Annotated in this window: 19 protein-coding genes; 10 read left to right on the top strand and 9 right to left on the bottom strand. The window is 69.0% G+C overall.

Annotated features, from left to right (window positions below):
* The first annotated feature begins 28 nt into the window (after window positions 1-28).
* Window positions 29-1,186 (top strand): lipase family protein, encoded by a 1,158-nt coding sequence (locus ON33_RS15705; RefSeq protein WP_040859547.1) that lies wholly within the window; start codon window positions 29-31, stop codon window positions 1,184-1,186.
* Between the two features lie 23 nt (window positions 1,187-1,209).
* Here ON33_RS15705 and ON33_RS15700 read toward each other — a convergent pair whose 3' ends face one another.
* From ON33_RS15700 to ON33_RS15690, 3 genes are read right to left on the bottom strand one after another with little or no spacing between them, the layout of a single operon-like run.
* Complete coding sequence (locus ON33_RS15700; RefSeq protein ID WP_040859545.1) at window positions 1,210-2,214, bottom strand: PHP domain-containing protein; 1,005 nt, start codon at window positions 2,212-2,214, stop codon at window positions 1,210-1,212.
* Window positions 2,215-2,254: 40 nt separating this feature from the next.
* Window positions 2,255-2,542: a hypothetical protein gene (locus ON33_RS15695; protein WP_040859543.1), complete on the bottom strand. Its 288-nt coding sequence runs from the start codon at window positions 2,540-2,542 to the stop codon at window positions 2,255-2,257.
* 27 nt (window positions 2,543-2,569) lie between these two features.
* A complete protein-coding gene (locus ON33_RS15690) occupies window positions 2,570-3,226 on the bottom strand; it encodes a TetR/AcrR family transcriptional regulator (protein ID WP_169336812.1) in 657 nt (218 codons plus the stop codon).
* Between the two features lie 70 nt (window positions 3,227-3,296).
* Between ON33_RS15690 and ON33_RS15685 the strand changes: the two genes are divergently transcribed.
* The gene (locus ON33_RS15685; protein WP_051152266.1) at window positions 3,297-3,767 is read left to right on the top strand and encodes a VOC family protein; all 471 of its coding nucleotides are present in this window, start codon (window positions 3,297-3,299) and stop codon (window positions 3,765-3,767) included.
* Here ON33_RS15685 and ON33_RS15680 read toward each other — a convergent pair.
* The 4 genes from ON33_RS15680 to ON33_RS15665 are packed head-to-tail and all read right to left on the bottom strand — an operon-like array spanning window position 3,764 to window position 6,963.
* The gene (locus ON33_RS15680; protein ID WP_040859541.1) at window positions 3,764-4,264 is read right to left on the bottom strand and encodes a hypothetical protein; all 501 of its coding nucleotides are present in this window, start codon (window positions 4,262-4,264) and stop codon (window positions 3,764-3,766) included. The two genes, ON33_RS15685 and ON33_RS15680, sit on opposite strands and share 4 nt — an antisense overlap.
* Window positions 4,265-4,268: 4 nt before the next feature.
* Window positions 4,269-4,634 (bottom strand): saccharopine dehydrogenase NADP-binding domain-containing protein, encoded by a 366-nt coding sequence (locus tag ON33_RS15675; protein ID WP_051152265.1) that lies wholly within the window; start codon window positions 4,632-4,634, stop codon window positions 4,269-4,271.
* A complete protein-coding gene (locus tag ON33_RS15670) occupies window positions 4,631-5,572 on the bottom strand; it encodes an alpha/beta hydrolase (protein WP_040859539.1) in 942 nt (313 codons plus the stop codon). The genes ON33_RS15675 and ON33_RS15670 overlap by 4 nt, the downstream gene beginning before the upstream one ends.
* Complete coding sequence (locus ON33_RS15665; RefSeq protein ID WP_218001437.1) at window positions 5,572-6,963, bottom strand: flavin-containing monooxygenase; 1,392 nt, start codon at window positions 6,961-6,963, stop codon at window positions 5,572-5,574. The genes ON33_RS15670 and ON33_RS15665 overlap by 1 nt, the downstream gene beginning before the upstream one ends.
* A gap of 99 nt (window positions 6,964-7,062) precedes the next feature.
* Between ON33_RS15665 and ON33_RS15660 the strand changes: the two genes are divergently transcribed.
* Window positions 7,063-7,710: a TetR/AcrR family transcriptional regulator gene (locus ON33_RS15660; RefSeq protein WP_040859538.1), complete on the top strand. Its 648-nt coding sequence runs from the start codon at window positions 7,063-7,065 to the stop codon at window positions 7,708-7,710.
* A 35-nt stretch (window positions 7,711-7,745) separates the two neighbouring features.
* Entirely contained in the window at window positions 7,746-8,234 is a 489-nt protein-coding gene (locus tag ON33_RS15655) for a DnaJ family domain-containing protein (RefSeq protein WP_040859536.1), read from the top strand.
* Between the two features lie 4 nt (window positions 8,235-8,238).
* Here the strand turns inward: ON33_RS15655 and ON33_RS15650 are convergent, their stop codons facing one another.
* Complete coding sequence (locus ON33_RS15650; protein WP_040859534.1) at window positions 8,239-9,420, bottom strand: cytochrome P450 family protein; 1,182 nt, start codon at window positions 9,418-9,420, stop codon at window positions 8,239-8,241.
* An 870-nt stretch (window positions 9,421-10,290) separates the two neighbouring features.
* Here ON33_RS15650 and ON33_RS15645 point away from each other — a divergent pair.
* The 4 genes from ON33_RS15645 (at window position 10,291) to ON33_RS15630 (ending at window position 13,844) form a co-directional block, all read left to right on the top strand.
* Window positions 10,291-10,743: a flavodoxin family protein gene (locus ON33_RS15645; protein WP_040859532.1), complete on the top strand. Its 453-nt coding sequence runs from the start codon at window positions 10,291-10,293 to the stop codon at window positions 10,741-10,743.
* Window positions 10,744-10,826: 83 nt separating this feature from the next.
* The gene (locus tag ON33_RS15640) at window positions 10,827-11,525 is read left to right on the top strand and encodes a response regulator transcription factor (protein ID WP_245550545.1); all 699 of its coding nucleotides are present in this window, start codon (window positions 10,827-10,829) and stop codon (window positions 11,523-11,525) included.
* Window positions 11,522-12,811, top strand: a complete 1,290-nt coding sequence (locus ON33_RS15635; protein WP_040859530.1) for a sensor histidine kinase — start codon at window positions 11,522-11,524, stop codon at window positions 12,809-12,811. Before ON33_RS15640 ends, ON33_RS15635 begins: the two co-directional genes overlap by 4 nt.
* Complete coding sequence (locus ON33_RS15630; RefSeq protein WP_040859882.1) at window positions 12,798-13,844, top strand: DUF8320 family protein; 1,047 nt, start codon at window positions 12,798-12,800, stop codon at window positions 13,842-13,844. Before ON33_RS15635 ends, ON33_RS15630 begins: the two co-directional genes overlap by 14 nt.
* A gap of 4 nt (window positions 13,845-13,848) precedes the next feature.
* Here ON33_RS15630 and ON33_RS15625 read toward each other — a convergent pair whose 3' ends face one another.
* Entirely contained in the window at window positions 13,849-14,298 is a 450-nt protein-coding gene (locus ON33_RS15625) for a hypothetical protein (protein WP_040859528.1), read from the bottom strand.
* A gap of 145 nt (window positions 14,299-14,443) precedes the next feature.
* Between ON33_RS15625 and dapA the strand changes: the two genes are divergently transcribed.
* Window positions 14,444-15,352 (top strand): 4-hydroxy-tetrahydrodipicolinate synthase, encoded by a 909-nt coding sequence (gene dapA, locus ON33_RS15620; RefSeq protein WP_040859526.1) that lies wholly within the window; start codon window positions 14,444-14,446, stop codon window positions 15,350-15,352.
* Window positions 15,349-17,382, top strand: a complete 2,034-nt coding sequence (locus tag ON33_RS15615) for a ribonuclease J (RefSeq protein WP_040859524.1) — start codon at window positions 15,349-15,351, stop codon at window positions 17,380-17,382. The genes dapA and ON33_RS15615 overlap by 4 nt, the downstream gene beginning before the upstream one ends.
* Window positions 17,383-17,445 lie beyond the last annotated feature (63 nt).

The following is a 17,445-nucleotide window of genomic DNA, read 5'->3' as shown; positions in this document are numbered from 1 at the left end:
TCATCGAACCCCCATCCGAAGGAGTGGCATGCGAGCAGCGATTGTGGTCCCGGTACTGGCAGCCCTATTTCTGACCGGGTGTGGCGCCACCTCCGACACGGCCAAGCCGGCGGCGGATTCGCCCGGAAAGCTGGTTTCGCAGCGATCACTCGGCAATCTCGATCCAGCGCTGACGGCCGCCATGTCCTCGGCCACCTACATCCGCTACACGTCGACCTCCCCGGAAGGAAAACCGATCGAGGTATCGGGGGCGGTCTTCCTGCCCGCCGGCAATGCCCCCGCCGGTGGCTGGCCCGTCATCGCCTTCGCACACGGCACCTCCGGAGTCGTCAGTGCCTGTGCCCCTACGAATTCGCCCACCCTCTTCGGTTCCGCGCCCACGGTGGCTCAGCTGCTGGCCGGGCATCGAGCTGTGGTGATGACCAACTATCAGGGTCTCGACGGCCCGGGCAACGCGCCATATCTGGATTCGCGGTCCTCGGGTTACGACGTCCTCGACTCGGTCCGGGCCGCGCGTTCCGCGGGTCTGCGCCTGTCCTCCGACACCGTTCTCCTCGGCGTCTCCCAGGGTGGCCGGGCCGCCGAATCGGCCGCCGAAACCGCGAAAGCCTATGCGCCCGACCTGAACCTGCACGGCGTCGTGCTGCTGTCGCCCGCCCTGGAACTCCTGCTGGTCGACACCGTCCGGTCTGCCGCCCTCAATGCTCCCGACCAGTATCTGATCATCCCGTATGTGCTTGCCGCGGTGCGCTATTCCACCCCCGGCTACCGCGACGACCAGCTCCTGCACGGCGACCTGCTCGACGCCGCACCGCGTCTCGAATCCACCTGCACCGGCAATCTCACCCCCGCCGACCTCGCACTCGGCGCCGCGGCGACTCCCGCCGAAGTCCGCTTCGCCGACGACGCCGCGGCCCAGCCCTTCATCGACCTCCAATCCCGCACCAACCTGCCGAAATCCGTCACCCCGCTGCCGACCTACATCGTCCGGGGCGACGCCGACAAGCTGGTCGACACCGCCTGGTCCGCGGCGGCCGTCTCCAAGATGTGCACCCTCGGCACCCCGGTCCACGACCTGACGGTCTCCGGCGGTCACGACGCTCCCGCCGCGGTCGTCTCCCAGTGGTCGTCCTGGATCGACGACCTGTTCGCGAACAAGGCCTTTCGGTCGACCTGCCCGCGCTGACTGCGGGGCCGATGTAGCCCTTGCTATGACCCCGCCCAGCTCAGCAGTTTTTCGGTCGGCCAGGTGTTGATGATGCGGTCGGTGGGGACGCTGTTGTCCAGGGCGCGTTGGGCGCCGTAGCCGAGGAAGTCGAGTTGGCCGGGGGCGTGGGCGTCGGTGTCTATGGCGAAGTGGCAGCCGAGGTCGAGGGCCTGTTTCAGGAGACGGGTGGGTGGGTCTCGGCGTTCGGGGCGGGAGTTGATCTCGACGGCTACGTTGTGGTCGCGGCAGGCCGAGAAGACCTGGTCGGCATCGAATTTGGATTCGGGGCGGGTGCCGCGGTTGCCTTCGACGAGGCGGCCGGTGCAGTGGCCGAGGACGGTGGCGCGACCGCCGGAGACCGCGCGCACCATGCGGCGGGTCATGGCGGCGGCGTCCATTTTCAGCTTGGAGTGGACGCTGGCGACCACGATGTCGAGGCGGTCGAGGAGCTCGGGTTCCTGGTCGAGGTCGCCGTCGTCGAGGATGTCGACCTCGATGCCGGTGAGGATGCGCATGGGAGCGAACCGGTCGCGGATCTCGTCGATGACATCGAGTTGCCGGCGCAGGCGGTCGGGGGAGAGACCGTTGGCGACGGTCAGGCGGGGGGAATGGTCGGTGAGGGCACAGTATTCGTGACCGATAGCCTGTGCGGTGGCCATCATCTCCACGATGGAGGCCGAGCCGTCCGACCAGTTCGAGTGGACGTGCAGGTCGCCCTTCAAGGCTGCCCGTACCTCGCCGCCGCCGAGATCCTTTGCCGTGGTGCGTAATTGGACCAGCGTATCCGGCTCACGGCCGGACCACGCCTGCGCGATCACCGCCGCCGTCTTCGGCCCGATGCCCGGCAGCGACTGCCAGTCATCGGCCCGGCCCAGCCGCTCCCGCTCGGCGTCGTCGAGGCCCTCGACGATGTCGGCGGCATTGCGATAGGCCATCACCCGCCGGGAATCCTCCCGGGCCCGGTCCTTGAAGAACGCGATCATCCGCAACGCGACGACAGGATCCATGTCCTCAGTGTGCCCGCGGATCCTGGCGAAATGGCCGCGGTTACGCGCGTGTGGTGCGGCGCAGCAGTACCGCGGAACCGGCCGCGACCACCAGGCCGCCGACGATGAGGAATCCGTCCGTCGAATTCCGTAGGGACCGTTGCTCGTCGAAGGTCCTGACCACCGCCCGGCCTTTGGCGGTGTCGTGGCACTCCTGCCCGGGTTCCAGCGCGTGGCCGCGGCATTCCAGCGGCAGGAACAGCCGAACGATTCCGGCGGTCAGCAGCACCAGGCCGACGGCGATCCCGATGAGGTGGGCGATTCTCAGTGAGCGCCGGGTGGGCCGCATGGCATTCCTCGAAGCGTGGAGCGTGGATCAGGCTTCCGGAAGCGTAGAGGGTGTGGTCGCCATGCGCAGCCAGGTGCCGGACAGCCACTGCTCGTAGGCGTCCGGATCCCAGCCCAGGGTGCGGATCAGGAGGTTGTAGGTATCGGCCTGGCCGAGCGGGCCGAGGGTGGCGATGATCCAGTCCAGATCCGCGTCCGGGTGCAGCATCCCGTCCGCGTGCATGCGCCGCCAGAGGTCGGCGATGTGCTGCTGGGTGGCGGCGCGCCCGGCCTGCGCGGCCTCGGCGATGAGCGGTTCGCTGGCCTCGGCGGCGACGGCGGCCGCGATCAGCGGGGCGGCGCGCTCCATGAGTTCGCGGGCGCCGCGCGCGTAGGCGGTGATCCGCTCGTGCAGGGTGGGCGCGGTGCCCGCCCTGATATGCCAGTCGCGGTGCGCGAGGTCGATGTCCTGGGTGTCCCCGACGATCGCCACGTCGATGGTCCGCTTCAGCAATTCCGCCTTGGACCCGAAGCGCAGATAGACCGTCCGCGAACCCACTTCGGCCGCTTCGGCGACCGCGGCCAGGGAGGTGGCGGCGTACCCGTCGGCTATGAACAGCTGCCGTGCGGCGTCGAGGATCTTTCGCTCGGTCTCGGCCTTGCGGGCATCCCAGAGCGGGGAGGTCTTCTTGACACCCGGACTCATCTGCTGCATCCTTACTGCATCACTACAGTGATGCTGCATCATTACACTGGTACTGCAAAGGATAGCAGCGATGATCCCCATACTCGCCGGGGTGCATCACCTCAAACTCCCCGTGTCCGATCTGACCCGCTCCATCGACTGGTACCGCACCCGCCTCGGCTACACCGTCGGCGTCGAATTCCGGGAGCAGGGCGACCTGAGGGGCGTCGCCCTGCAGCACCCGGCCGGCGGCCCCATGCTCGGCCTCCGCCTCGATCCCGAAAAGGCCGCCGCCGCAGCCGGATTCGACTACTTCTCGATCGGCGTCCCCGATCGCCCCGCCATGGAGACACTGGCCGCCCACCTGAGTGCCCTCGGCGAATCCCACGCCGGCGTCCACTTCGCCACCATCGGCTGGATCCTCCCCGAACTCCACGACCCGGACGGCCACGAAGTCCGCTTCTACACCGTCGAATTTCACACCGAACCGAGCGAGAACCCGTTGACGGTCGACAACGCCCGAGAGACCGCGGAAGCCTTGGAACGCAACGAAACTCGCTAGCCGCAGTCGGCCGGCGGAATGGTCTCGCGCCAAGGCAGGACCATCGTCGGGTACCGAGGGATCACGTCGCGTCGCCCGTGCACGAGGCAGATCACCCGATGACCGAACAGTGCTGCCCGCCAGGCTGTCCCGGCGATCAGGCCGAGGAGGGTCGACGCCGGCTCGGGGCAGGCGCGAGCGAACACCTCGAAATCGGTGAGCACGATCGCCAATTCGGCCGACCTCGCCCGCGCCTCCCGCACCCGCTCACCCAGCCCCTCGTCCAGGCATTCCCACCGGTCGTGGCAGACATAGCCGAGTGCGGAACCAAGGTCGCGGAACATATGCGCCGGGATGAGCCATGATGCGTCGACGGTCACGACGTCGTACCCGTGGCGTTGCAGCCACCCGGCGGTCGTCTCGACCAGTTCCCGGTCCAGTATCGACCGTACCGGTCCGCCTGCCATCAGCCGATAGTCGAGCCGCTGCGCATCCCGTTCCATGCTGAACCCCGCCATCGCCTCAGCATGCCCGACGATTCATACCGGGATGAGTCCGATGCTCGCGCACGAACCCCACTTCACCGGTGGAATCGATGTAGTGGGCGCCGACCGCCGCGGCCGTCTCCGCGACCGGATAGCCGAACCGCTCGAACGGTCCGACGGTGGTGATCAGCACATCGCCACGGCCGACCAGGGCTGCGATGCTCGCGGGCGCGGAGACATCCGCGACGGCGTACTCCAGGCCGCCCGCGCGTTCGGCCCGGTCCCGGACAGTCGCGCGATTGCGTCCCGCCAGAACCGGTTCGATGCCCCGGCGCAGTAGCGACTCCAGCACGAGATCGTCGGTATAACCGGTGGCGCCGAGCAGTACGGTGCGTCCCGTCATGCCGGCCGGTCTCCTTCGGCGAGCACCGGGACCCGGCGGCGCAGGAAATCGACCTGGTCGGCGACGACTCGATCGAACGCCGCGCCGCGGTAGATGTCGAAATGCCCGTCGGCGTAGGTGCGGACCTCACCGCGCGGCGCGCGAGCCGCATAGCGCAGCGTCGGCTTCGCCGGTGCGACGGAATCGGTTTCGCACACCGAGAACAGGATTGGCACCTCGATACGGCCGGTGAGCCGGCCGGGCCGATCGGTCAGGATGTCGAAGACGACGCGGGCCGCGGCCTCGTTGCGGAAGTCCGCGCCGGGCGGAACCAGTGCGAGATAACCGGATTCGGCGTCGGGCGCGGTCATCAGCGCGGTGCCGTTCACGGCCCCGGCCGTGGTGATCATGTGCGGCGCGCGGCCGAACAGCGCACCGGCGACATCCCGGACACCGGCGAGGGTGGCCTTCACCGAGTTGACCGGCGGAATGGCCAGCGTGGAGGCGAGGCCGTCGGTGAACGGGCACTGGGCGATGGCCGCGACCAGCCCGGCCGGGCGCTGAGCCGCGGTATAGATGGCGTGCCCGCCGCCGAAGGAGGTGCCCCAGGCCACGATTCGGTCGCCGTCCACCTGCGGCAGATACCGCGCGAAGGCGATCGCGGCCGCCCAGTCGGCGCGTTGTTTGCGGGTCGACAGCAGATACCGCGGCATGCCCTCACTGTCGCCGAAATGGCGGTAGTCGAAGACCAGGCAGGCGTATCCGGCGGCGGTGAAACGCTCGGCGAAGGCGGGCAGGCCCATGGCGCGGATCGCGCCGAGCCCATGCGCCATCACGATCACCGGCGGCCTGGACCCGGGCCGGTGCTCGGGCAGATAGAGGGTCGCAGCACAGTGCGATCCGTCCTCGGACGGGAATCGCACATCGTGTTCGCTTGCGCCCGTGGTGTTCTCGCTCATCACGCCACCACCTCGGCGTCGCGGGCACGGCGGGCGGCGACGCTCGCGGTCGGGCGATCGACGGGGTAGATCCCGCCCGGCCGCTGCGCGCCACGGCGGCGCTCCAGCCGCAGATCGCGCATGTAGTCGTCGAAATCGACCTGGATGGTGTGGCGCTTGGACGCCACGTACCGGCGCTGGATGCCACGCTGGTGCGCGGTGATCTCCCGGTCCATCTCGGCCGGTCCGGGCAGGTGGTAGCGGCCCTGCAGGTGGTCGGCGATCAGGTGGGCCTGGCGTTCGGCGATCGGCATGATCGCGCCCAGCGGCTGCACCAGCCCGACGAAGTACAGGCCCGGCACCTGCGTGTGGAAGACGCGGCGGTACAGGCGCACTCGATTGTCACCCGACGGATCCAGGAAGTCGGCGTCGAAGAACGGGAAGCTGATCTTGTATCCGGTGCAGAACACCACCAGATCCGCGGCCACCCTGCGGCCGTCGGTGAACACCACCTCGTCGCCCTCGAAGCGATCGATGGTCGGCATCGGCGTGATCGCCCCGTGCGCGAGCCGGTCCAGGATCCGGCTCGACATGGTCGGATGCGCCTGCGCGAACTTGTGATCCGGCGCGGGCAGCCCGTAGCGGGTCATCGGCCCGGTCGCAGCGGCCATCAGCCTGCGGGCCAGCGGCCAGCGCAGGAACGACGGGAACCATTCCGCGCCCCCGATCCGGTCGTAGGGCCGGCCCCACACGTACTTGGGGATCACGTGCACCCCGCTGCGCGCCGAAAGATAGGTCTCGGCAGCGTGATACGAGGCGTCGACGGCGATGTCCATCGCGGAGTTGCCCATGCCCAGCACCACGACGCGCTTCCCGGTCAGCTGCGCTTCCTCGGTGTAGGCGTGCGAATGCATGATCTCGCCGCGGAATTCGCTCGCGCCCGGGAACATCGGCTCGGGTAGCCGGGGATCCCAGTGGTGGCCGTTGGCGACCAGGACCGCGTCGTAGTCGACGGTCTCGCCGGTGGACAGGGTCACCTCGAAGGTGCCGTCGGGCCGCGGCCGCACGTGGTCGACCCCGGTGCGGAACCGGATGCGGTCACCGAACCCGAAATGCCGCACGTACGAGTCGAAGTAGTCGGCGATCTGATCGTGACGAGCGAAATCGGGCAGGTGCGCGGGCATGGGGAAGTCGCTGAACTCCATGCGCTGACGCGAGGTGTTGATGTGCAGCGACCGGTAGGCCGCCGACACCCCGTTGCTGTTACCCCACACCCAGTTGCCGCCCACCCGGTCGGACAGCTCGTAGCAGTCCACGTCGATGCCGCGCTCGGCCAGCACCTTCACCGCGGTGATACCGGCGGAGCCCGCGCCGATGACGCACACCCTCGGTTCGTTGGAATTGATGGACATGACTCGGACTCCTTTATGACCGGTGGTCATATGACCACTGGTCACAGTAGGATGTAATCCGTCGCACAGTCAATAGCCCGCGGGCAGAGGAGGTCGGCGATGCCGACAGGAACATGGGACCGGCTCCCCGCGCCGCGCCGGGCCGCCGTGGTGGCCGCCGCCGAGGCCGAATTCGCCGCCCGCGGTTTCAGCGGCGGCAGCCTCAACACCATCTGCCGCGAGGCCGGCGTCTCCAAGGGCAGTCTGTTCCAGTACTTCGCCGACAAGGCCGACATGTACGTCTACCTGGCGGAACTGTCCAGCGAGAGGATCCGCGCGTCCATCGAGGCGACCGCGAGCGAACTCGACTGGGAGGGCGACTTCTTCGGCTCCCTCGAGTCGCTGCTGGAAGCCTGGATCCGCTACTTCTACGACCATCCCCTGGAGCGGGCGATGACCGCGGCCGCCAACCTGGAACCCGACCCGGTGGCCCGCACCGCGGTCCGGGAATCCGTCAACCGTCATTACCTGGCCGTGCTGCGGCCCCTCTTCGACGCGGCGTCGGCGGTGGGCGCCCTCCGCCCCGATGCCGACACCCAGGCCCTGCTCTCGCTGCTGCTCCTGATGCTTCCCCACCTGGCCCTCGCCCCGCACGTTTCCGGCCTGGACCCACTGCTCGGCCTGGCCGAAGGCGACGCCGACCACGCCGTCGCCACCTCCCACCGCTTGGTCATGACGGTCTTCGACCCCTACCGCGCCGACAAGTGATCCGGTCGTTTCCCGGCGATCGGTAGGATCGGGGCATGACCGAGCGCAAACCGCCCGGGGTCTCCTTCGAATCATGGATCGACAAACAGGTCCGCGAGGCAACGGAGCGGGGCGAATTCGACAACCTGAAGGGCGCGGGCCGACCGATCCCGCCCGGCGCCGCCGACGAAGACTGGTGGCTCCGAAGCTATCTGAAGCGCGAGGGCGCGACCGCCGACGCGCTCCTCCCGGAATCGATCATCCTGCGCCGGGAACGCGAGCGCATCGACGACACGGTCCGAGACATGGTGTCCGAGCGCGAAGTTCGCGCCACCGTCACCGCACTCAACGACCGCATCGTTCAGTATCTGCGCATGCCGACCGGTCCCCATGTCCCCATCGGCCCCTTGAAGGTCGACGAGGTCGTCGAAACCTGGCGCGCCGCACGCGAATCCGCCCGGCCGCCCCGTGCCGGTGCCGGTGCCGGGTCGGCACCCGTGCCGACCATCGAACGACCTTGGTGGCGAAGGCTTTTCGGTAGTTGAGTCCTTACGGAACGGCCAGCGGCAGGCCGGGCGGGAATATCACCGGGACCGTCACGGGCGCGCGGTGGAAGGAACTCGGCCGCCACTCGAGCTGGTCCGCGGGCATGGCCAATTCGATCTCGGGCAGCGCGTCCAGCAGTTGATCTAGTGCCTCCTGCGCGATGACCATGGCCACGGATTGGCCCGGGCACGCCCGTGACCCGGCGCCCCACGCCAGGTGGGAGCGGTTGCCGATGCGGTCGCCCGCGACCGCCGGATCGGAGTTGCAGCCGGTCGAACTGATGACCACCGGCTGATCGCCCGGCAGCCACACGTTCTCGACCAGTTGCGGTTGCCGGGGATAGCGGGCGCACGAATTGGCCAGCGGGGGATTGGCGAACAGCGCCTCGTCGATCGCGTCCCGGACCGGTAGCGCGCCGGCCAGCAGGTCATCGTGGAACTGGTTGTCGGTCAGCATCAACAGCACCGTGTTGACGATCAGATTCCAGGTGGGTTCGCTGCCGCGGGCGTACAGTACCGCGAGCTGCGCCACGATCTCGGCGTCGTCCAGCCCGGCCGGGTGCGCGATGAGCCGCGAGATCACGTCCGAGCCGGGTTCGCGCCGCTTGGCCGTGACCGCCTCCAGCAGGTCTCCGGTCAGGCGCTGGTTGTAGCGGTCCGAGGTCTCCTCGTCGGGGGCGTCGCGCAGCACGGCCATGGCGGTGAACACCCGCTCGCCCACCTCTGTGGACAGACCGAGCAGATTGTTGATCACTCGTACGGTCAGCGGCATCGCGAACTGGTCGAGCAGATCGGCCTTTCCGGCGCCGCAGAATTCGTTGATCAACGGCACCGCGAGGGCCTCGACCTCATGCCGCAGGGTGAACAGGTCGACATCGCGCAGCGTCTCGAGATAGGCCGGCCGATAGCGGGTGCGGTGTTCCTCCTCCGCCCCGGAGCCGATCGTGCCCCACTCCATGATCGGCAAAACCGGACAGTTCTCGGGGAGGCTGGACTCCCAGGTTCTCGGATCGGCTGGAAAACGGTCCGGATCACTCAGAATGCGCAGTGCCGCACGATATCCGATCACCAGGGTCGCGGACACTCCCGAGGCCACTTCGACGGGGATTAGCGGGCCGGACTCGCGCCGCATGCGGTCGTAGGCGGCATGGGGGTCGGCGGCGAACTCGGGCGAATACAGCTTCATGCGCCCTCGGCCCTGTGCGCGGACGACTCCGGAACAACACGCGCCCGGAAAACATAAGTTACCAAGGTGTAGCTCCCATGAACGGATGGAACACGAGCATCTCTACGAGCCTCGGCACGACGATCACCCAGGATCGAGAACGGTCGGTTTTGCTGCTGGAATGCTGGTGGCATGCGTATCTGCTTGCCTGGCAAGGAGATACGCCGACGCCGTCATCAGCGCACCCGCAGCACCCCCGTGTCGAGGCAACATTCAGCGCACACACCCCGGACGCAGCGGCCCATGAGATATGTTTCGCTGGAACGTGTTTCGAACACGGGGGAAGCCTACCCCAATCAGGATGAAGGCGCAGCGAACTCTGGTGTCGCCCGGCATGGGTCCGCGCGATCCGCGTTCAACCGTTGCCGCCCTTGCCAATTGCCGCGTACGAGCACATTGAACCCGAGGCCGACTCGGCCACACCGCATTGGAAGTTCACGCAGATGTTGCAGTCTGTTTACCGCACCCGCGCTACGCCTGCGTGGGCAGGCCGAGCGTGTGATGGGCGATCCGATCGAGAACGAATTCGTTGCCGACCCCGCCCGTTGTCGCCAGGAGTGGAGCGACGTCTCCAACGGAGGGTTGTTCCAATATTTCTCCGGCAAAGCAGCCATCAGCGGGCGTGCCGGTAACCTGACACCATCACGTCGATCCATGACGGCTACCGGCAGGTGCGCGGCCGGGCCGGGGCACGCTGAATGAAGTGGTCCGGCCATCGGCACCGGCCCCGCTCGATGCCCAGGGCGGCGTCCTCACCGAGACCGGAGCGGGAGCAACGCTCGACCCATCGGCACGACGAGCCGCGAGCACAGAGGTCAGTAGGCTCGGGATGTGCCGACTCTGTTGATCATTCACCACACGCCGTCGCCGTTCATGCAGGAGATGTTCGAAGCGGTGGTCGCGGGGGCGACGGATCCCGAGATCGAAGGCGTCGATGTCGTACGCCGGGCGGCCCTGGGCGTGACCGCGAGTGATGTCCTCGCGGCCGATGGGTACCTGCTGGGGACGCCGGCGAATCTCGGCTATATGAGCGGAGCGCTCAAGCACGCGTTCGACACCTTCTATTACCCGTGCCTGGATTCGACCAGGGGTCGGCCTTACGGGCTGTACATCCACGGGAATCAGGGCACCGAAGGGGCCGAGCGTAGCGTCGAGAGCGCGACCACCGGGCTCGGCTGGGAGAAAGCGGCCGCGCCGGTGATCATTTCGGGCAAGCCGGAGAAGGCCGAGATCGAGCGATGCTGGGAGCTCGGGGCCACCGTCGCCGCGCAGCTGATGGGGTGAGGGGACCTCCCCCGATTTCTGGTGGCTGACATATTCGGCCGCTCGGCGGTCATACTCGAGGGGGCGTTCTCAGGGAACGTCACTTGGGAGTGTGGGAAGAGGTGACGGCCGCCGTGGAGGCGCAAGAGTCGGGGATACGCCGCATCGGGCTGGTCGAGGACCATGAGTCGGTGGCGATCGGGTTGTCGGCCATGTTGGCCCCGGAAGCCGATCTGGAACTGGTGATCACGGCGGGGACCGTGGCCGAATTGCTGTCGGCGGGCGCGCAATTGGATCTGGTGGTGCTGGATCTGCGGCTCGCGGACGGGTCCTCACCGGACGACAATGTGCGGGCGCTGCGGGCGCGGGGGATCGAGGTGCTGGTGTTCACCGGGGCGGACAACCCGTTCATGGTGCGGTCGGCCGCCCGGGCGGGCGTGTTGGGTGTGGTGCGCAAATCCGAGGACATGCCGACCGTGGTCGCGGCGGTGCGCCGGGCCGCGCGCGGTGAACAGGTGGTCACCACCGACTGGGCCGCCGCCATCGACGGCGACCCGCAGCTGTCGGACGTCGGGTTGAGTCCGCGTCAGCAGCAGGTGCTGCAGCTGTACGCCTCGGGTGAGAAGGCCTCGCGGGTCGCCCGCATGACCGGCCTGTCCGAGCAGACCGTCAACGACTATCTGGGCCGCATCCGGCAGAAGTACGCCGACGCCGGACGCCCGGCCCCCACCAAGACCGATCTTTACAAGCGGGCCGTCGAGGACGGGTGGCTGCCTGTTCCCGAGCGGAATCCGCGCACATGACGGCCTCGGGCACCCTGGAAACCCCGGCCGTGTCCCGGCCGATGCCCTCGCTCGCCGCCTTCATCCAGCGTTTCGGCAGCCGCCTCACCATGCGGGAGGATCCGGCCACCGCCGCCTACGACCGCATCATGCGGCGGCTCGGCATCTCGATCGGCATCGCGGGCATCATCGTCGGCGGCGTCGAACTGCCGGAGGTCGCCGAACAGGGCCGGTACGCGCCGGCCTGGTGGACGGTGACCGCGGTGGTGCTGGCCTTCGGCTGGTATCCGATCATCGCCGTGGTGTCGGCGGTGTCGAGCCCGCGGGCCATCCGCTTCGTGTGCGGTTGTGCCGCCGTGAGTTTCCTCGGTGCCCTGGCCTCCATCCCATTCGGACTGGAAATTCACACGGTGGACGCCACCACGGTGTGGCCGTACCGCGTGACCGCGCTGGCGGTCACGGCGGCGGTCCTGGCCTGGTCCAGCCGTATGACAGTGATCTACCTGCTGACCGCCGCGACCTCGGCGGCCCTGGCCACCGTGTACACGGTCAGCACGGTGACACCGCAGCATGTGACCGAGAACTTCCTGCGCTCAGCCGGTTTGGCGGCGCTGTTCGTCTGGTGCGGTACCGCCGCCACCGGCGCCGCGGCCCGCGTCGACCGCGAATCCGCCATCGCCAGCCGCCGCGCCGCCGCCCAGGCCGCCGCCCTGGCCCGCGACCGCGAACGCGCCCGCTTCGCCGCCCTCATTCACGACGCCGTGCTCTCCACCCTGCTCGAGGCCTCCCGCGCCGGCACCCAATCCGATGTGCTGCAGCGCCAGGCCGAACGCACCCTGGAACAACTCGACGAATGCCGCGGTGCGCAACGCGATCCCGACCTGCTCGACGCCCGCTCGGCGGTGCTGTTCCTGCGCGCCGCGGTCCAGGAGATCAATCCGGGCATCCGCTTCGCCACTCGCACCTGGCCCGGCTACGACGACCTGCGCATGCCCATGCACTCGGCCAGCACCATCGCCGCCGCGCTCGTCGAGGCCGTGCGAAACAGTCTGCGCCATGCCGCGGTTCCGGGCCGGGAGGTGCGGCGCACCGTGACCGCCACGGTCAGCGCGGGCAGCATCCGCATCGTGTTCGCCGACAACGGCGCGGGATTCGACCTCGCCGCCGTCTCCGCCGACCGGCTCGGCATCTCCATGAGCATCCTGGGCCGCATGCGGCAGCTGGCGGGCGGCTCGGCCTTCGTGGAATCCCAGCCTGGTGAGGGCACCACCGTGACACTCGTGTGGGGTGGCGATGGGTCCCGCTGACAGCTCCGCCATCGATCTGGAACCCCGTTTCGGGCTGCGCGATCTGCTCGGCCTGCGCGGCAGCGCCGCCTGGCTGTTCCTGCTCATCCTCGAAGCCGTCATCGCGCTGTACATGCTGCGCAATTTCGGCCAGTCACCGCCGTGGGCGGCCTTCGCCAGCCTGGTGCTCATGCTCAGCGCGGGCGCGCTGGTCACCGCGATCCCGGTGGACCCGTTGCCGATTCCGGTGGCGTTGTACGCGGCCGCCGCACCGCCGGTCGCCACCGCCCTGACGGTCATGACCCCCGCCCACGATCTGCCCAACGAGTCGGTGTGGTCGGCCTTCGCCTCGTCCTATGTGCTCGCGGTCCTGGTGCTGCGCGGGCGGATTCGCACCGCGTGGGTCGGCGTCCTCGCCGTCGCGGTCGTGCTGGTGACCCTCGGTCTGGGCTCGCATCTGCAACCCGGCACCCTGGTCGGTTCGATGGTCCCGGTAGGCACGGTCACCGCCATCTCGGTGTTCACCGCTGTCATGCGTCCCATGCAGCGGTCGCTGCGCATCCTGCGCGAGGACGCCATGATGCGCGCCGCGGCCGAGGCCACCATGGCCGCCGCCGACAGTGAGCGCACCCGTCAGCTCGCCCGCCTGGACCGGGTCGCCCGCCCGATCCTGGAACGCATCGCCGAGGGCGCGGAGCTGACCGCCGCCGAACGCGAGGAATGCCGGCTACTGGAAGCCGAACTCCGCGACGGCCTGCGCGCGCCGCAGCTGGTCACCGACGAACTCAGCGGCGCGGCGCGGGGTGCGCGGGCGCGCGGCGTGGAGGTCGTGCTGCTGGACGACGGCGGTTTCGCGGGCGTGCCCGAATGGGTGCGCAAACGCGTGATCGACGCCGCTACAAAGGAACTCGACGCCACCAACGCCGGCCGCATCACCGTCCGGGTGCTGCCGCTGGGCCGGCACGTGCTGGCCACGGTGCTGGCGACGGCCCCCGACGAGGACCGCCGCACCGAGATCGATACCGACGGCCAGGTCACCACCATCACCGATTGATCGGTCACGGGGTGTCGCAGCGGCCGGGGCCGCCCCGCTTCATCTGCTCGCGCAGCGCCGACTGCACGGTGGTGGAGAGCCACGAGTTCAGCGACTGCCCGCTCTGGGCGGCCGCCTCCTCGGCGCGGGCCTTGATCTGCTCGACCAGCCGCAAAGTCACGCGGCTGATGTCGCCGGTGACTTCCTCGAAGGTGGGGTGTTCCTCTTCGCCGGCGGTCTTGCGCACGTCGAGGTGGGCGTCGGTCCCGTCGACCGACACGTGCACGGTGCGGTCGGGCAGGGTGGCGCTCACCTCGGCCGCCAGTTCCGAGAGCGCGGCCAGCAGCACCAGCCGGGCGGAGTTCTCGGTCGCAGCGGCCAGGGCGGCGGCCGTAGCCTGGGTTTTCTCATCGCCGAGAGCCGCGGCGGCGATCAGGTTCTCGCGCAGCTGGGCGGTGTATTTGTTGAGATCCATGACACCAGTGTGGCGTCGATATTGACGTCATTCAAGGAAACTTCTGACGCCAGAATCGGCGCTTGACGCGAATCACCATCGTGCCGGGCGCGGTTCGGGTATAACGATGCAAATCCCGTTCCGGCGACGCTGTAGCCTTCTGACTATGACGAACGGTGAATCGACGCGAACCGAGCTGCGCGCGTCCGGCACAGTAGGTGTCGCGATGGTGACCCCCTTTACCGCCGAAGGCAAGCTCGACGTCGATGCCGGTGTCGCGCTGGCCGCCCGCCTGATCGACGGTGGCGTCGATCTGCTCGCCGTCTCCGGCACCACCGGGGAATCGCCGACCACCACCGAGTCCGAGAAGTTCGATCTGCTGCGCGCCGTCGTCGACGCCGTGGGCGACCGCGCCACCGTCATCGCGGGCGCCGGCACCTACGACACCGCCCACAGCATCGAACTGGCCCGCAATGCGCAGCGCGCGGGCGCGCACGGCCTGCTGGTCGTGACCCCGTATTACTCGCGTCCCAGCCAGGAGGGGCTGTTCGCGCACTTCACCGCCGTCGCGAACGCCACCGACCTGCCGGTCACCCTCTACGACATTCCGCCGCGCTCGGTGGTTCCCATTGCCACCGAGACCATTCGCCGTCTCGCCGAGCACCCGCGCATCGTCGCCGTCAAGGACGCCAAGGGCGATCTGGGCGCCGGCGCCGAGTTGATCGCGGAGACCGGGCTGGCGTTCTACTCCGGCGACGACGTGCTGAACCTGCCGTGGCTGTCGGTCGGTGCGACCGGATTCATCAGTGTCATCGGCCATCTCGTGCCGGACCGCCTGCGCGCCCTGATCGACGCCTACCGCGCCGGCGACGTGCAGCGCGCCCGCGAGATCAATGTGAGCATGGCCCCGCTGAACCGGGCCATGTCCCGCCTCGGCGGTGTCGCCATGACGAAGGGGGCGCTGCGCCTGCTGGGCGTCGAGACCGGGGAGCCACGTTTGCCGCAACTCATGCCGTCCCAGGATCAACTCGACGAACTCGCGGTGGATCTGCGCGCGGCCGGGGTGCTTGCATGACCGGCCCCGTTCGTCGCCCCCGCCGTACCGCCAGCCGCGCCGCCGGTGCGCCCGCCCCGGCTCCGGAGACTCCGGTGCAGCCCGTCGCGCCCCAGCCGGAAGCCGCCGAGGCGGCCCCCGCTGTCGCCCCGCGCACGGAATCGGCTGCGGCCGAACCGGTTCGGGAACGTGGCGGCCGTGGCCGCGGTGCCGCGGCCGAGCGCAAGGCCGCCCCGGCCGAGGAGGCGCCGCGCTCCGAGTCCCGTTCGCGCCAGGACGATTCCCGCTCGCGAGGTGACCGCGGCCGCCGCGGCGGCAGCCGGTCCCGGCAGGGCGGCGGCCGTGATCGCGAGCCCGCCCCGGCCCCGCGCGATCCGCACGCCATGGGCACCCCGCCCAAGGCCCCCAAGGGCGGCCTGCGGGTGTTCGCGCTCGGCGGTATCGGTGAAATCGGCCGCAACATGACCGTTTTCGAGTACGACGGCAAGCTGCTCATCGTCGACTGCGGTGTGCTGTTCCCCGAGGATCAGCAGCCCGGCGTGGACCTGATCCTGCCCGACTTCGGTCCGATCGAGAACCGCATGGACGATATCGCCGCGGTGATCCTGACCCACGGTCACGAGGATCACATCGGCGCGGTGCCGTTCCTGCTGCGCCTGCGGCGCGACATTCCGGTCATCGGCGCGAAGTTCACTCTCGCCCTGGTGGCGGCCAAGTGCCGCGAACATCGCTTGCAGCCCAACCTCATCGAGGTCACCGAGGGCGAGCGCACCCAGCACGGCGCGTTCGAGTGCGAGTACTTCGCGGTCAACCACTCGATCCCGGACGCCATCGCCGTCGCCATCCGCACGCCCGCGGGCATCGCGCTGCACACCGGTGACATCAAGCTGGACCAGCTGCCGCTCGACGGCCGCCTCACCGACCTCGCCGGCTTCTCCCGCCTGGGCGACGAGGGCGTGGACCTGTTCCTGGTCGACTCCACCAATGCCGAGGTGCCGGGCTTCGTGACGCCCGAGCGCGAGATCGGCCCGGTGCTCGACAATGTGATCGGCAAGGCCACGGGCCGGGTCATCGTGGCCTCCTTCGCCTCTCACGTGCACCGCATCCAGCAGGTGGTGGATGTGGCGCAGCGCTACGACCGCCGCGTGTGCTTCGTGGGCCGGTCCATGGTCCGCAATATGCAGATCGCGCAGGACCTCGGCTATCTGGACATCCCGGACGGCATCGTGGTCGACCTGGATCAGGCCGCGAATCTGCCGGTGCACAAGCTGGTGCTGATCTCCACGGGTTCGCAGGGTGAGCCGCTGTCGGCGCTGTCGCGCATGGCGCGCGGCGACCACCGTCAGATCAATATCCGCCCGGACGATCTGGTGGTGCTGGCCTCCTCGCTGATCCCCGGCAACGAGAACGCGGTCTTCGCGGTCGTGAACGGCCTGGCCCGGCTGGGCGCGACGGTCGTCACCCAGCAGAACGCGAAAGTCCATGTCTCCGGCCATGCTTCGGCGGGCGAGCTGCTGTATCTCTACAACGCGGTGCGCCCCACCAACGCCATGCCCGTGCACGGCGAGTGGCGGCACCTGCGCGCCAACGGCGCGCTCGCGGTGGCCACCGGCGTTCCGGAGGAGCGGGTCATCCTGGCGGAGAACGGTGTCGTGGTCGACCTGGTCGACGGCATCGCGTCCATCTCCGGTCGCGTCCCGGTCGGCCAGGTGTACGTGGACGGCCTGTCGGTCGGCGATGTCGGCGAGTCCACTCTCTCCGACCGTCTGGTCCTGGGTGAGGGCGGCTTCATCTCCATCAATGTCGCCGTCGACTCGGCCACCGGAAAGGCCGTCAGCACACCGGAGGTCAGCGGCCGCGGCTTCTCCGACGACCCCGAGGCCCTCTCCGGCGCCCAGGAGCTCGTCGAGAACGAACTGCACCGCCTGGCCGTGGAGGGTGTCACCGACACCCACCGCATCGCCCAGTCCGTGCGCCGCGTGGTCGGCCGCTGGGTCGCCGAGACCTACCGCCGCCGTCCCATGATCGTTCCCACGGTCATCGGCGTCTGACCTCCGAAACCGAAACCGCCCGAGCAGGATTCACAGCTCGGGCGGTTTCGTTGTGCGCGGCCG

The sequence above is a fragment of the Nocardia niigatensis NBRC 100131 genome (genome assembly GCF_000308655.1).
Taxonomy (GTDB): Bacteria; Actinomycetota; Actinomycetes; order Mycobacteriales; family Mycobacteriaceae; genus Nocardia; species Nocardia niigatensis.
This window is presented reverse-complemented; position numbering and strand designations above follow the sequence as displayed.

Coding starts and splice junctions, on each gene's coding strand:
- ON33_RS15655 (WP_040859536.1), top strand. CDS start 7,746: ATGACCGAGCGCAAACCGCCCGGGGTCTCCTTCGAATCATGGATCGAC.
- ON33_RS15670 (WP_040859539.1), bottom strand. CDS start 5,572: ATGAGCGAGAACACCACGGGCGCAAGCGAACACGATGTGCGATTCCCG.
- ON33_RS15705 (WP_040859547.1), top strand. CDS start 29: ATGCGAGCAGCGATTGTGGTCCCGGTACTGGCAGCCCTATTTCTGACC.
- ON33_RS15690 (WP_169336812.1), bottom strand. CDS start 3,226: ATGAGTCCGGGTGTCAAGAAGACCTCCCCGCTCTGGGATGCCCGCAAG.
- ON33_RS15700 (WP_040859545.1), bottom strand. CDS start 2,214: ATGGATCCTGTCGTCGCGTTGCGGATGATCGCGTTCTTCAAGGACCGG.
- ON33_RS15630 (WP_040859882.1), top strand. CDS start 12,798: ATGGGTCCCGCTGACAGCTCCGCCATCGATCTGGAACCCCGTTTCGGG.
- ON33_RS15625 (WP_040859528.1), bottom strand. CDS start 14,298: ATGGATCTCAACAAATACACCGCCCAGCTGCGCGAGAACCTGATCGCC.
- ON33_RS15615 (WP_040859524.1), top strand. CDS start 15,349: ATGACCGGCCCCGTTCGTCGCCCCCGCCGTACCGCCAGCCGCGCCGCC.
- ON33_RS15675 (WP_051152265.1), bottom strand. CDS start 4,634: ATGACGGGACGCACCGTACTGCTCGGCGCCACCGGTTATACCGACGAT.
- ON33_RS15635 (WP_040859530.1), top strand. CDS start 11,522: ATGACGGCCTCGGGCACCCTGGAAACCCCGGCCGTGTCCCGGCCGATG.
- ON33_RS15660 (WP_040859538.1), top strand. CDS start 7,063: ATGCCGACAGGAACATGGGACCGGCTCCCCGCGCCGCGCCGGGCCGCC.
- ON33_RS15650 (WP_040859534.1), bottom strand. CDS start 9,420: ATGAAGCTGTATTCGCCCGAGTTCGCCGCCGACCCCCATGCCGCCTAC.
- ON33_RS15680 (WP_040859541.1), bottom strand. CDS start 4,264: ATGGCGGGGTTCAGCATGGAACGGGATGCGCAGCGGCTCGACTATCGG.
- ON33_RS15685 (WP_051152266.1), top strand. CDS start 3,297: ATGATCCCCATACTCGCCGGGGTGCATCACCTCAAACTCCCCGTGTCC.
- ON33_RS15665 (WP_218001437.1), bottom strand. CDS start 6,963: ATGTCCATCAATTCCAACGAACCGAGGGTGTGCGTCATCGGCGCGGGC.
- dapA (WP_040859526.1), top strand. CDS start 14,444: ATGACGAACGGTGAATCGACGCGAACCGAGCTGCGCGCGTCCGGCACA.
- ON33_RS15695 (WP_040859543.1), bottom strand. CDS start 2,542: ATGCGGCCCACCCGGCGCTCACTGAGAATCGCCCACCTCATCGGGATC.